11 protein-coding genes are annotated in these 14,395 nt (G+C 40.2%); 2 read left to right on the top strand and 9 right to left on the bottom strand.

Annotated elements, in window-relative coordinates; genetic code table 11:
• Positions 1-34: 34 nt before the first annotated feature.
• The 8 genes from tyrS to ACPBEH_RS02970 form a co-directional block, all read right to left on the bottom strand.
• The gene (gene tyrS, locus ACPBEH_RS02935) at positions 35-1,294 is read right to left on the bottom strand and encodes a tyrosine--tRNA ligase (RefSeq protein WP_424349664.1); all 1,260 of its coding nucleotides are present in this window, start codon (positions 1,292-1,294) and stop codon (positions 35-37) included.
• A 305-nt stretch (positions 1,295-1,599) separates the two neighbouring features.
• Positions 1,600-1,845: a WxL domain-containing protein gene (locus ACPBEH_RS02940; RefSeq protein ID WP_424349665.1), complete on the bottom strand. Its 246-nt coding sequence runs from the start codon at positions 1,843-1,845 to the stop codon at positions 1,600-1,602.
• An 84-nt stretch (positions 1,846-1,929) separates the two neighbouring features.
• Positions 1,930-4,509 (bottom strand): isopeptide-forming domain-containing fimbrial protein, encoded by a 2,580-nt coding sequence (locus ACPBEH_RS02945; RefSeq protein WP_424349666.1) that lies wholly within the window; start codon positions 4,507-4,509, stop codon positions 1,930-1,932.
• A gap of 448 nt (positions 4,510-4,957) precedes the next feature.
• A complete protein-coding gene (locus tag ACPBEH_RS02950; RefSeq protein WP_011374475.1) occupies positions 4,958-5,158 on the bottom strand; it encodes a cold-shock protein in 201 nt (66 codons plus the stop codon).
• A 106-nt stretch (positions 5,159-5,264) separates the two neighbouring features.
• Positions 5,265-6,305: an aldose epimerase family protein gene (locus tag ACPBEH_RS02955; protein ID WP_424349667.1), complete on the bottom strand. Its 1,041-nt coding sequence runs from the start codon at positions 6,303-6,305 to the stop codon at positions 5,265-5,267.
• 45 nt (positions 6,306-6,350) lie between these two features.
• Complete coding sequence (galT, locus tag ACPBEH_RS02960; protein WP_424349668.1) at positions 6,351-7,847, bottom strand: UDP-glucose--hexose-1-phosphate uridylyltransferase; 1,497 nt, start codon at positions 7,845-7,847, stop codon at positions 6,351-6,353.
• Between the two features lie 10 nt (positions 7,848-7,857).
• Positions 7,858-8,850: a UDP-glucose 4-epimerase GalE gene (gene galE / locus ACPBEH_RS02965; protein WP_424349669.1), complete on the bottom strand. Its 993-nt coding sequence runs from the start codon at positions 8,848-8,850 to the stop codon at positions 7,858-7,860.
• Positions 8,851-8,875: 25 nt separating this feature from the next.
• Complete coding sequence (locus tag ACPBEH_RS02970; RefSeq protein ID WP_016264959.1) at positions 8,876-10,042, bottom strand: galactokinase; 1,167 nt, start codon at positions 10,040-10,042, stop codon at positions 8,876-8,878.
• Positions 10,043-10,180: 138 nt separating this feature from the next.
• On the opposite strand from ACPBEH_RS02970, the gene ACPBEH_RS02975 reads away from it, so the two are divergent.
• Positions 10,181-11,173, top strand: coding sequence for a LacI family DNA-binding transcriptional regulator (locus tag ACPBEH_RS02975; protein WP_424349670.1), 993 nt, complete (start codon positions 10,181-10,183; stop codon positions 11,171-11,173).
• Positions 11,174-11,282: 109 nt separating this feature from the next.
• Entirely contained in the window at positions 11,283-12,137 is an 855-nt protein-coding gene (locus ACPBEH_RS02980; protein WP_424349671.1) for a DNA/RNA non-specific endonuclease, read from the top strand.
• A 126-nt stretch (positions 12,138-12,263) separates the two neighbouring features.
• Here the strand turns inward: ACPBEH_RS02980 and ACPBEH_RS02985 are convergent, their stop codons facing one another.
• The gene (locus ACPBEH_RS02985; RefSeq protein WP_424349672.1) at positions 12,264-14,336 is read right to left on the bottom strand and encodes a DNA topoisomerase 3; all 2,073 of its coding nucleotides are present in this window, start codon (positions 14,334-14,336) and stop codon (positions 12,264-12,266) included.
• Between the last annotated feature and the right edge of the window lie 59 nt (positions 14,337-14,395).

Genomic DNA, 14,395 nt, shown 5'->3' on the forward strand with positions numbered 1-14,395 from the left:
TAATGCTCAGAGTCAAACCGTTTCAAACGCACTTCTATTTTACTCTTGCCAAGAAATACTTCTTTTTACCGCGACGGACAATGACAAATTTACCTTCGAAGTTTTCGCTTGGGTCAATTTCAAATGTTGTTTCGCGGAGACGGTCACCGTTAATTGTGATGGCACCGTTTTGCACATCTTCACGTGCTTGCCGTTTTGATGATTCAATCTCAGCGTCCACTAAGAAATCAACGATGTTTTTCTTTTCAGCTGTGATTTCAACTGTTGGTGCTTTTTGGAAAGCTTGTTCTGCTTCTTTAACATCTAAGGCTTTGATATCACCTGAGAAAAGCACTTCCGTAATCTTTTGAGCACCTTCTAACTCAGCTTGGCCGTGAACAAAACGTGTCACTTCTTCAGCTAAACGACGTTGTGCTTCACGTTTTTCAGGGGCTGTTTCAACTGTTTTAGCGAGTTCGTTAATTTCAGCTTCATCTAAGAAAGTGAAGTATTTCAAGTATTTAACAACATCGCGGTCATCTTGGTTTAACCAGAATTGGTAGAATTCGTATGGTGTTGTCTTTTCAGGATCTAGCCAGATGGCACCGCCAGCTGTCTTACCAAACTTCGTCCCGTCAGCCTTGAGCATCAATGGAATTGTTAAGCCGTAAACTTCTGTTTCGCTACCTTCAATTTTATGAATCATATCAATCCCTGAAGTAATATTACCCCATTGATCAGCACCACCGATTTGTAGTTGCACATCGTGTGCTTTGTAAAGGTGCATGAAATCGACTGATTGTAAGATTTGGTATGTGAATTCAGTAAATGAAATCCCGACGTCTAAACGACTAGCAACCACGTCTTTAGCCAACATTGTGTTGATGTTGAATAACTTACCGTAATCACGTAAGAAATCTAACAATGAAATTTTTGATAACCAGTCGTAGTTGTTAACCATTGAAACGTTGGCATCTTCGCCGAATAAACGTTTCATTTGGCCAGATAAAGCTTCAACGTTGTGTTGAACCATTTCCATTGTTTGGAGTTGACGTTCTGATTTACGACCACTTGGATCACCGATTGAACCTGTTCCCCCACCGATAACGATATATGGGTGATGACCAGCCAATTGGAAACGCTTCATCATCATGAAGGGAATTAAATGCCCAATATGCATACTATCGCCAGTAGGATCAACCCCACAGTATAATGAGATACTCTTCTTTTCAGTTAATTCGCGTAACCCGTCGGCATCTGTTTGTTGGTTAATCGCGTCGCGCCATGTTAATTCATCAATAATATTCTTTTGCATTTGAAACCCTCCTAATATAATAAAAAAAGTCCCCATAATCCTCGTGAGAAGATTATAGGGACGACTTAAAATTTAAGTTCGCGGTACCACCCGAATTATGCTAGTTGCCTAGCATCACTCATTGATTGGTACGTCAATCACACGTCTGACCACTTAGCGTATTGTAATTCGATTCTAAGCATATACTGGTTTCCAGCAATCCCAGCTCTCTGATATAGTGGCTTAGTCTCTACTCATTACGCGGTCATTGATATTTAACTATGATTATACGTTAATCGATTTTCACGCTAATGTCAATCTAATTATTAAGGTGCTACAGTTAAATTCCATTGTAGCTTAGTATTATAATGCGTAGCATAACGTTTAGTTGTCGCCGGTACGTGTAAGCCAATACTATAATCAGCAGACTGCTCATCGCCAAATTGATAACGATATACAGAATACCCTGGATGATCGTAAGTTAAATTACCTTGATTATCACTTGAATTTTCTAAGAAGTGGCCACGCTTATTTTGTACTATTAAACGCTGTGGTGTACCGTTAGGATCCAAATTAAAATGGTCTAGTGCATCAATTTTACTTTCTTCGCCAGTCTGACCATTAGCATGAACAGTCGTTAATTTAGCATTATTAAACTATAATCTAGCACCATTTAAAATAACTTTTTGAGCTGTTTCAGACTTAGCTTGCGCTTGTTTGTCACGTGAAATATATTGTCCTTCAAATTGGTGTTGTTGCTTGACATCTAAAGACCAGTTCGTAATCCCCCAATAATCTGAGATTTCAATATGATATGGATTTTTTTGATAGCCTGAACGCGGTATCGCCGTTGGTGCCGGTAAATAAAAGGTTCGCTCATTTTGGGTATCACTTAACATTCCAAAATCCATCTTTATCGGTAATGCCGTAATTGCCAGCCGTTGTTTTTCGTAGCGAATAGTATAGGTTATTTCGCCAGCTTGGATTTCTGGATCAATGTCCTTAGCCGGACTAAACGTCGCTGTTGTTAAATCATCATCATCAGTTAAATCAACTGGTGTATATCCATCAATATAAGCCGGACGAATCTTATTGGGATCTTGTCCATCGCTTATATCGGCTGACGTTAATTCTGAGACATGCTTACCAATTGTCCCCGAAGCAATTGCCTGTTTCGCACCAATTGGTTCGCCAGTTTGTCGATCAATATACTTAAACATCACTTTACCAACTTTAGGCGCAACTATTTTAGCAGATGCTTCTGACGTCAATGCATCTAAATCACCATTTGCTGTTTTTCCTGAGAATTCAACTTTATTTTTGATAACAGTGTCTTCGGGAAGTCCTTCATTTACCTGAGCTTGATACGTGAGTATAGTTGTCTGTCCAGGCATCATTGATTTTAACTGAATTGTACTTACATCTGTTATTGATTCAGGTGCATCATCCGAACTATATTGAATTTTTGCTGAATTGGGGACCAAGGTTAACCCCGTAGGTAATGTGTCTTTTAGTGTCCCACTCGTCAATGTCGCGCTTTTATCATCAAGTTTAAGTTCAATTTTATAGTCTAAAATGGCCTTAGGATAAGTCTCAATAGAATTCTTATAAACTGCGTTGGGATTAGCAGTTGTTCGCACCGTTTTATCCAACATTACTGGTGACAACTCAACAGGGATATCCTCTGCTGCAGTTGCTTCATGATTGTCCCCTTGTGCCACAAAACTAGGCTTAATAACTGAACCAGAAGCAGAGCGATTAATAGTTGCATTGTATATTAACTTTCCCCATTGACCATCTGTTAAATCATTGGGTAATTTAATCGTTAAAAGACGTGTCTTTTCGTCATAACTTGTTTCTGCTGGTTTTACTTTTGTCCCATCGTTTAATTCAATTTGAATATCACTGGTGTCGATATCAAGGTCACCCGGTACCGTATGCGTAATCGTTACATCTTTCCATGTACTCTTAAAACCTAGATTATGAGCCGCTAAAGTTAAGGTTAATTGGTTACCAACATAATTTTTACCGTCCTTGCTAGTATTATTCTGATAATCTAATGTTGCATCTGGTACAACCACGCTAGCAGGCGTCATACCGATATCAGTTCGATAATGTTTAACCACTCCCGGTTGAAAGTTCTCCCACTGCCATTTATTACTATACCCACCCAATCCGACACCAGCACCACCATTAGGCGTCAACTTAGTGCCCTCTGCTAAATGCTTAGATTCAAGACCCACACTATCGATTGATAGTCCAGTATAGCCATTATAGCCATAGGTAGAGAGCCCCTCGCCATCCTCGCCATAATTAAATGAGTAAACAGGTAATGAATAGTGGGCTGGTCCATGTGGTACTTTCATATTCATAAACAATTTATATTTTTCTTCTTGCATATACAGCCCTGCATTATTCCCTTGTGCATAGTGGTGGACATACTGATTATCATCTAATTCTAAATACTTAGCAAAGAAAACAGCCGCATCATGTGCTTGACTATCAGAATTAATGATATACATTTCTTGTTGTATAACCGCACGACCAATCATCGGTCTGAGAACAAATTCTACTTGATAATGCTGTTCCGGAACTTGCCAGTTCGAAACGGTTGTCGTTCCGACTGCTTTCAATACTTTTTGACCGGTTTGATCATACCCTCTATAAAACTTGTAATCTATCATATTAAATGATAACGAAGTATCCTTCAAGATAGGGAGAGTTGAGACACTTTTATTAATAATCAATGAGTAGTCGTATGACGAACGTAGGCCACCTTGATGATTCATAAATGCGCCAATTACTTTACCATTGTCGTCTATATAAATATTATACTTAGGTGCCATGTAATCAACTAATTTACCACCAATTCGTTGGTGAACAGAACCATCTGAATTAGCAAAGGTATACTTCAAACTTTGATTCACACCAACTGAAAGTGATCCCACTTCTGTTTGTGCCACTGGTTCCCAATTATCAATACCATCATCAATGGGGATTAACTCTGAATCACGAATACTCGATTCATTTGTTTTTAATTTAGATTTTTTGACTTTATCAACTGACTCCACGCCACTTGTGCTATTAGAAATCTTCTTCTCAATATTACTAGTTGTACTCAACGAAACTGATTCTTTAGTTAATTCTTGTCTTACCTCTGCCCTTATCAAACTAGTTCTTGTTAATGAAATAACTATCCCCAAACCAAATAATAAGGTTATCCATAACTTCTTCACACTGCCACACTCCTACAAATCAAATATCCACTAATTAAATAACGTTATTATTTTTACCTTATTAATAGTTAGCAGCATTTCATATATCAGTTTACCGCTTTCGTTAGACTTTAAACAAGCCCGTTATGTATATTTTAATAAAGGAAAGAAATACACGGCATTAACTTTCCGTCTCTTTTTTTATCGTTGACATTATCCGTGCTATTTCACAAATAGCTTAATTATTTATCCTTCCTTAATCCTTTCCAAGTTAACCTAAAAAGCGCATAGCCGTCCGTCAATTATTTACTTCTGCATCTAAGTTGTGAAGATATAATCAATAATATTTCAAATAATTTTTATCATCTAATTTTAATCGTTATACCATTTTATAACTTATAAATACTAAAAAAAGCCCTAAATCTAGTCGATTTAGGGCTTTTTTTAATATCATTAATCTTTTTTAAGATTATAGTTTTTTAACATTAGCAGCTTGTGCACCACGTGTACCTTCAACGATGTCGAATTCTACGGCTTGGCCTTCTTCTAATGATTTGAAGCCTTCGTCTTGGATAGCACTGAAATGTACGAATATATCGTCTTGGCCTTCAACTGAGATAAAACCAAAACCTTTTTCATTGTTAAACCATTTTACTGTTCCTTTTTCCATGATGTTACTCCTTTAAAATACACTATATTATCTAGCCAACCGTATTGGTCTTCTAAACAAGTTTATTATACGTGATTTTGTAACCGCATGCAATCAGAAACTATGATTAATTTAACTTGTAACATGTTTGCCGATGGTACTGTTCGTTAGCCTTTAAAATAACATTACCAAAGTCCGCATGATGAATTGCATCTGGCATCATTTGGGCTTCAATTGCGACCGCTTCGTGTGGTTGAATCGCTTTATCAGTCAAGTTTGGTTCGCTCCCGAAACCATTGGCAGTATAGATGACAATTGCATTGCCTTGTGTATTAATCGTTAGTGAGCGACCACTAGTTGGTTCGGTTAAAACCGCGTCATTTCGATTAGCATTTTTATTTAATAAGAATGGGTGATCGTAGCCATTTACCAATTTATTTTGTGTTTCTTGGCTGGCAAAAGCATCGGCAATTGCGCGTGGTTGCCGTAAATCGAAAACAGTTTGATCAACTGGCAATAGTTGCCCGGTTGGTAGACCATCTGGTTGAATTTCGCCGAAACGATCACTGTCGATTTGCAATTGGTGCCCGTCAACTAATTGATCGAAATCCCCTGTTAAGTTCAAATAAACGTGACAAGTTGGGTTGAAAAGCGTTGTTTGATCGGATGTTGCTTGATAATCAACCAACCATTCATTCTTTTCATTCAAGGTATAAGTCGTCGCAACTGATAAGTTCCCTGGGAAGCCATTGGCACCGTCGGGACTGGTTAGTTTGAAAGTAACGCTAATTGCGTCGGCTTGTTCTTCAATGCTTGCTTGCCAAACTTGAGATTCAAAACTATTAGGTCCACCATGATTGGTGTTTTCGCCGTTATTAAGTGGCAATTGATAATCGTGGCCGTCTAATGTGAAGACCCCTTTACCAATTCGACCGGCTACCCGGCCAACAGTCGCGCCAAAATAAGCTTCTTGTTTGAGATAATCCGCTAAATTATCGTAACCGATCACCACATTTTTAAATTGTCCCGCCTTATCGGGCATCACTAAATTCGTGATGGTTGCCCCATAATCGATAACTGCTAATTGATAGCCCTGACTATTTTCTAACCAATGTTGCCAAACAGTCTGACCATTAATCGTCCCAAATTCCTGACGCCAATATTTCATGACTTGACCTCCAATTGATTTTTAACAGGTTGTCAGCAACACTTTTTAGGCATTGTTGACACGCTCTGTAAATTTGATAAATGCTGCTTGTCCTTTTGCATCGCGCTTGAAGACACCCGCATCTTCTAAAACACGCATGAAGACTTTACCGACTTCATTTTGAACCAATGTTGTAACATTGGCTGGTGTGATTGCTGAATGATCAGCCTTGATTTGGTCGGCCCATGTTTTGTGATAAGCGGCCATTTCATTTGGTTGATCACAGAGGTATTTTTCAACTTCTGCCATTTCAGACTTCAAACGTGGTGGTAGAATCGCTAAGCCCATGACTTCGATTAAACCAATATTTTCTTTTTTAATATGTTGAACATCTGCGTGTGGATGATAAATACCATCTGGATGTTCTGGCGATGTTTGATTGTCACGTAAGACCAAATCAATTTCATATTGATCCCCACGCATTCTCGCAATCGGTGTAATGGTGTGATGCGGTGTCCCGTCTGCTTCTTGCGCTAAGACTTGGACTTCTGGATCACTGTAGTGTTGCCACTTAGTCAAAATGTCAGCAGCAAGTGTTTCAATGCGCTTAGCATCACTACCCGTCAAGCGAATAACCGACATTGGCCATTCAACAATTCCGGCTTGAATATCATCATAACCCGCAAATTGAAGTGGTGTGCTGATTGGTGCTTTGGCCATTGGAAAATCATGCCGGCCACCTTGATAATGTTCATGCGTTAAAATTGAGCCCCCTACGATAGGCAAATCAGCATTACTCCCGGCAAAGTAGCCAGGGAACTGTTTAACAATTTGTAGTAGGTTTTTAAACGTGGTTTGATCAATCACCATTGGTTCGTGTTTGCCATCCAAGAAGATTGAATGTTCATTGAAATAAGCATATGGCGAATATTGGAAGCCCCATGTTTGTTGTTCTAAATCAAAGCGCACAATGCGATGATTACGCCGCGCTGGGAAATCCAACCGACCCGCATACCCTTCATTTTCTAAACAAAGTTGGCATTTAGGATAACCCGTTTGCTTCATTGTTTTAGCTAACGCAATTTGTTTAGGATCTTTTTCAGGTTTTGAAAGGTTAATCGTAATTTCTAAATCGCCATATTTAGTGGAGACATCATAAGCGATATTCTTCGCGATTGCGGCGACCTTGATATAATCGTTGGCTTGGCTTAATTCGTAGAAATAAGCCAACGCCTTTTCGGGGTCCTTTTCGTATAACGTCCAAAAACGCTTGTTAACGGCACTTGGCAATGGTGTCACCAAATCCATCAACTTAGCGCCCAAAATATCGCGTTCAGCCGCTAAATCTTGAATACGCTGATGGTCAACTGCCAATTGGACCAACGCTTCTTTCAAGTCAATCAAAGTTGTTGTCTCTTGTGCAACAACTGGTGTCTCATCACCTTCGCCAACTAAGTCGAGGACAACGTTAAATAAATATTGTTCATCTTCAGCCGTATAAGTTGTTTCTGGAAAAGTGCTGACTTTTGTAATAAACTTTTGAATCAATTCTCTTGCTTGCATATTCTTTCCTCTACCGATCTGCATAACCATTAGGATGGTTTAAGTGCCAATTCCATGCGGTTTCAATAATTGCTTCCATATTGTCATATTTAGGGGTCCAACCAAGCGTTTCACGCGCTTTTTCACTTGCGGCAATCAATGTACTTGGATCACCGGCACGACGAGGGGCCATTGTCACAGGAATTGCCTTGCCAGTCACTTTACGAGCAGCTTCGACAATTTCCATATTTGAAAAGCCTGTTGATGAGCCTAAGTTAAAGGCGTTGCTATCATGGCCATCTTTGAGATATTCAAAGGCCAAGATGTGCGCATCCGCTAAATCTAATACGTGTACGTAATCGCGGACGTTTGTGCCATCTGGCGTATCGTAATCGTCACCAAAGATTGATAATTGATCACGTTTGCCAGCAGCGACTTGTAACACGATTGGTAACAAGTGCGTTTCTGGGTGGTGATCTTCACCAATTGAACCATCTGGTTTGGCACCAACCACGTTGAAATAGCGTAAGGCGACAAACTTGATGCCGTAAGCTTTATCGGCCCACTTCATCATCGTTTCCATCATCAACTTACTTTCACCGTAAGGATTAGTTGGCACTTGTGGGTCGGACTCCTTAATTGGAATTGCCTTAGGTTCCCCATAAGTCGCCGCCGTTGATGAAAAGACGATCCGTTTAACGTCGAATTCGTTCATCACTTCAAGTAACGCCGTCATCCCATAAGTATTGTTATCAAAATATTTTAATGGTGATTGCATTGATTCTGGCACGATTGAAAAGGCAGCAAAGTGAATGACACCACTAACGTCTTCTTGTTGGAAAACGTTGCGCATAAATTCTTTATCGCGTACGTCACCCTTATAAAAACGGGCATTGGCGTTAATCGCTGCCTTGTGTCCCGTAACTAAATTATCGACAACTGCGACGTCATAACCGCGTTCAATTAATTGATCAACTGTATGGGAACCGATATACCCGGCACCGCCTAATACTAGAATTGACATATTGAAACCCCTCCTAATTTAATGATTAACCTAACTTCTTAGCACCGTCAGCGATTTCTGCGACATAGAAGCTTGGGGCATAACCAATTTTATCTGTATAAGCTTTAGCAACATTTTCTTCAAAGTTTTCAACTTGGTCTTTTGCAACAATCGCAATGGCACAACCGCCAAAGCCAGCACCTGTCATCCGAGCGCCTAAGACGCCAGGTTGTTGCCAAGCTGATTGAACTAATGTATCTAATTCAATCCCGGTGACTTCATAATCAAATTGTAATGACACGTGTGATGCGTTCACTAACTTACCGAAGCGTTCAAGGTCATTGTTCTTGAGGGCTTCTCTAGCCTTCATTGTCCGTTGGTTTTCAGATACAGCATGACGAGCGCGTTTTAATAAGTTTTCGTCTTGTAACATGTATGTTTGTAGATCAAATGTTTCGTTATCTAAATCACCTAATGAGTTGATATCATTCTTAGTTTGTAAAATCGCTAATGCTTTTTCACATTCACTACGACGTTCGTTATATTTAGAATCAGCTAATTCACGACGTTTGTTAGTGTTCATGATGATGATTACGTTGTCTTGTAAGTCGATTGGGACCAGATCATAATCCAAGGTGTTGGTATCAAGTAAAATGGCATGGTTAGCCTTGCTCATCCCAACTGCGAATTGATCCATGATACCTGAGTTAACACCGATAAATTTATTTTCAACCATCATCCCTGTTTTAACAAGGTCCACACGGTCGATATCTAAGTTAAATTGGTCTTCTAAAATAACACCCATTAATAATTCGATTGAAGCTGATGATGATAAACCAGCACCATTGGGAATATTACCTTTTAAATAAATATCCAAACCATGATCGATTGTATAACCTTGTTCTTGTAAGTAAACAATCATGCCTTTAGGATAGTTGGCCCAGTTATGTGCTTTTTGATATGATAAATCGCTAAGGTCAAATGAAATGACACCAGCATCTTCGAAGTTGCCTGATAAAAGATTGATTGTTTGATCTTCACGTTTAGCAACGACTGCGTATGTCCCTAATGTGATTGCTGTTGGGAAAACGTGTCCGCCGTTATAATCTGTATGTTCACCAATTAAGTTGATCCGACCAGGGGCAAAGTAACTTGCTTCAGGTTCCTTGTTGTAGGCTGCTTTAAATGCGGTATTCAATTCTGTCATGTTCATGGTAAATTCCTCCTTTATTAATCGCTTTCATTTTACTAAACATTTACTAAAAAATCAAACTATTTTTTTAACGCGCGCATTATTTTCGGGTAGTATGCTAAACTAGATAGTAGTAAACACTGAATTGAGAGGTGCACCTTGGCAACTATTAAAGATATCGCACAATTAGCTAAAGTTTCAAACGCAACTGTCTCCCGGGTTTTAAATTACGATCAATCCCTTTCTGTAAGTGATGAAACCCGCCAACGCATTTTTGAAGCCGCTGAAAGCCTTAGCTACACTAAAAATACTAAAAAAAATAATAACCATCGGGGCCGCATCGCGATTGTCGAATGGTATACCGCTACAGAAGAATTGGAAGATCTCTACTACCTATCAATTCGCCTGGGCGTTGAAAAGAAGCTGCAAGAACTCGGTTTTGAAGTCACTCGTTTTTTTCAAAACGATCCTTTCGATACCCTTTTTGATGCTGCTGGTGTCATTGTCATCGGTAAATACAGCTTAGGTCAGATTACCCGTTTAAAGAAATTAAACCGCAATCTCGTCTTTGTTGATATGAATACCTTAGATTACGAAATTAGTTGTGTCATGACCGATTTCAAAACACCGGTCAAAGCAGTTGTCGATCATTTTATGGCGAGTGGTTTAACCAAAATCGGGATGTTAACGGGCCAAGAAAGCACGTCCGATAATGTTAAATTGGACACCGATCCCCGCTCAACCCACTTCAAACATTATCTTAAAAAACAAAACAACTTCCATCCCGAATGGCTACTTACCGGCGATTTCACACCGGAATCTGGTTACCAGCTCATTACACAGTTACTTCATGAACAGGCCGATAACTTACCAGAAGCACTCTTCATCGCTAACGACGCCATGGCGGTTGGCGCACTGCGCGCCCTTCACGAATCAGCCATCAAAGTACCTGAGCAACTCAGTTTGATTAGCTTTAATGACACGTCAATCTGCCAATACACGTTCCCAACGCTCAGCTCGGTTAAGGTCTACACCGAACAAATGGGCCAATCAGCAGCTGAATTATTAATTAAACAACTCGACGCGGAACAAGTCATTCCACAAGTCATTACGATTGGGACGTCACTAACATTGCGTAATAGTTCAAAATAATGAGTATGGGACTGGGACAAAAGTAAATTTTGTTCCAGCCTTTTTTACCATATCTTATTCCCATTTCACGGTATAATAGTAAAATCAGATAATGTTAGGAGTCACTATTTTGAAAACGAAAAAAATGCGTCGGCTACTATTAACCGTCGCTATCCTTGCGATTGGTTATTTGGGTGGTCGCAATAATATCCTGCAAGATATCACCCAGAAAATCCCCGTCATTACACAATCCACCACACAACAGGCGCAAGTCAGTCCCGATTATCAGGCAATTGCTAACCGCGACTTTGAAAATGGCAGCGCCGCTTATCTTGCCATCAACAACGACAAAAGCCAGTTGACTAGTGCAGATTGGACCAGCGAAAAAATCGATTACGGCCAATTAGATCAACTTAATCGAACGACTTCAGCCACAGCTTACCTTTCTTCCCGCAACCTCGGAAAATCTGAAGGACGTTCACGCCAAGTTTGGAATCCGACTGGTTGGCATAATCAACCACTGACCGTCAACGGTCGCCGCATCACACCTCAAAATCGTGGGCACCTGATTGCTTACACCATTAGTTTTAATTTTGATCAAAATGGTCACTTTCAACCAGGTCAGCCAGGTAGTTTAGATAACCCGTTAAACCTGGCGACTCAAAGCGAATATAGTAATCAAAAGACAATGCAGATTTTTGAAGAAAAGGTCCGCAATGCACTGGCCGCTAATAAAAAAGTAATCTATAAAGTGACAACCGTCTTTCGTGGCAATGAATTAATGCCCCGCGGTTACTGGGTCCAAGCCATCTCAACAGATGGCACCCTTAATTTCAACGATTATGTCTGGAACATCGAACCCGGCGTCGCCTTTGACTACGCAACCGGTCGTTCTCACTTAGATGCCAACATTCAAGTAAAAGATAATCATCCGATTGTAAAAGGGACAGAAAATACCGTCAATAATATCAAAAATCGATTCTAAAAAAGAAGCAGTCACTGTTAGGTTTTCCTAACAGTGACTGCTTCTTTTCATAAATTGAAATAATACTAATTTATACACGAGTCATTTTTATATTCAAATACTAACAGCACACTTTTTTTAAATCCGTTATTTCTCCATCGCCTTGCGCAATGCTGCTGCTAGTGGACTTTCAGCCGGTTCTTCCTCTTGGTTCACTTTTTGAATTAAGCGGCGTTCTTCATGTTTTGAAATTTTCTTCTTGCGATCTTTTTTATCGAGCATTTTTTCCGTCGTCCCATCATTCAAGCAACGGAAATAAGCACCGGCTTGGCCTTCAATGATGACCATTTTCTTATGACATTGTGGGCACCGATGGTTGGAAACTTTGGGATCCTTACGACGCCGATAATGACAGTTTGTGCAGACGTAAACCTTGCCGTCTCGCGTATTACGTTCCTTCAACGGATGGTCACATTCTGGACATTTCTTGTTGATAATCGCGAAATCGTGATATTCAGTTTCACTCTTTTTAATCTCAGAAACCAAGGTCTTAGTGGCCGCTTCGATTTCAGTAATGAACGCTTTTTGATTTTCTTGACCATGTGCAATCGCCTCTAATGAGTTTTCCCACTTACCGGTCAATTCTGGTGAGACCAATGTTTTATTAACCAATTTCAACAGTTGTTGTCCCTTAGGTGTCACTGCTAAGGAATGGCCCCGGCGTTCTAGGAGTTCACTGCGCACTAATTTTTCGATAATTTCGGCCCGCGTTGCTGGTGTCCCCAAGCCATAGTGTTCCATCTTACCTAATAAGGTCCCTTCAGTTAAGGGTTTCGGCGCAGATGTTAATTGTTCCTTAATTGAAAAGTCAGCAGGCACGACTGCGCCTTCTTGCCAATCAACACTTGTAGTTGAAGTCTCTTTGGAATCCGCATGCCAACCTTGTTGAACGACTTTGGTTTGTTTAAAGGTAAAGGTGTGATCCCCAAACTGAACAGTCGCTTTCGTAACGGCTGTGACATATTGATCCGCAAATAAGCCCATAAAGCGTTCGACAATTAAGCGGTACATCCGCAATTCATCGGTTGATAATTTTTCAGCTCTGACCGGTTCTTCGGTTGGAATTAAGGCGTAGTGATCAGTGACCTTTCGATCGTTAAAAACAGCCGGTTGTTTCACTTTAGCGCCCTGCCCTAAGTATTGTTTGGCGTGCGGATCAAACTTCACTAAGGCCGATAAACGTTCCTTCAATGTACCTTCAATATCTGTTGAAAGATATTTGGAATCCGTCCGCGGATAACTAACAACTTTATGAATTTCATATAATGATTGAATCAATGACAACGTCTTTTTAGCCGACAAACCGTACATCGCATTGGCAACTTGTTGTAATTCCGTTAAATCATAAGGCAGTGGTGCAGCCTGTGATTTTTGGCTCGTCTTGACACTAACCACTTTACCTTGCGCCTGCTTTAATTTAGCGACTAGCGTTTCGGCTTGCGCACGGTCTTTTAATCCTTGGGGTTTAGCCATTTGGAGCGTGGCTTTTTCTTGGCCAACTTTCAATTGAATTGTATAGTATTTTTCGGGTTTAAAACGACTGATTTGTTGCGCCGTTTCGTTCACAAAAGCCAATGTTGGTGTTTGGACCCGACCCGCTGACAAATTATCTTCATACTTCGTCGTTAATGCCCGCGTGACGTTCAAGCCAATCAACCAATCAGCATGGCCCCGCGCAAGCGCTGAAGCGTACAAGTTATCAAACTGCTTAGCTGGTTTCAGATTGGCAAAACCTTCTTTAATCGCCTTAGTCGTTTGTGATGAAATCCAGAGTCGTTCGACTGGCTTATCAAATTTAATCCATTCCAAAATATAACGGGCAACAGCTTCCCCTTCACGACCAGAATCAGTCGCAATGACTGCCCCTGAAATATCCTGACGATGTGCCAAATGGCTGATAGCCTTTAATTGCCCGCCCGTTTTAGGAAGTGGTTTAAGCCCAATGTGCTTAGGAATGATTGGTAAATCTTCCAAACGCCATTGTTGCCACTCTTTTTTTATATCTTCCGGTAATTGCAATGATAAAAGATGACCAAACGCCCATGTAATTACGTATTGATCGCCTTCAAAATAGGTTTTAGTTTTCTGATTAGTACCGAGAACCTTGGCAAGCTCTTTAGCAACGCTCGGTTTTTCGGTAATGACTAGTTTTTTACGCATTTAAATTCCTCTTAATTAATTGCTCAGATTAGTTACTGACTAATAGTATAACGCATATT

It is taken from the genome of Latilactobacillus parasakei, assembly GCF_049674265.1.
GTDB classification, from domain to species: domain Bacteria; phylum Bacillota; class Bacilli; order Lactobacillales; family Lactobacillaceae; genus Latilactobacillus; species Latilactobacillus sakei.

Excerpts from the sequence above, each read along its gene's own strand:
- ACPBEH_RS02985 (WP_424349672.1), bottom strand. The coding sequence starts at position 14,336 with ATGCGTAAAAAACTAGTCATTACCGAAAAACCGAGCGTTGCTAAAGAG.
- galT (WP_424349668.1), bottom strand. The coding sequence starts at position 7,847 with ATGCAAGCAAGAGAATTGATTCAAAAGTTTATTACAAAAGTCAGCACT.
- ACPBEH_RS02970 (WP_016264959.1), bottom strand. The coding sequence starts at position 10,042 with ATGAACATGACAGAATTGAATACCGCATTTAAAGCAGCCTACAACAAG.
- ACPBEH_RS02950 (WP_011374475.1), bottom strand. The coding sequence starts at position 5,158 with ATGGAAAAAGGAACAGTAAAATGGTTTAACAATGAAAAAGGTTTTGGT.
- tyrS (WP_424349664.1), bottom strand. The coding sequence starts at position 1,294 with ATGCAAAAGAATATTATTGATGAATTAACATGGCGCGACGCGATTAAC.
- galE (WP_424349669.1), bottom strand. The coding sequence starts at position 8,850 with ATGTCAATTCTAGTATTAGGCGGTGCCGGGTATATCGGTTCCCATACA.
- ACPBEH_RS02955 (WP_424349667.1), bottom strand. The coding sequence starts at position 6,305 with ATGAAATATTGGCGTCAGGAATTTGGGACGATTAATGGTCAGACTGTT.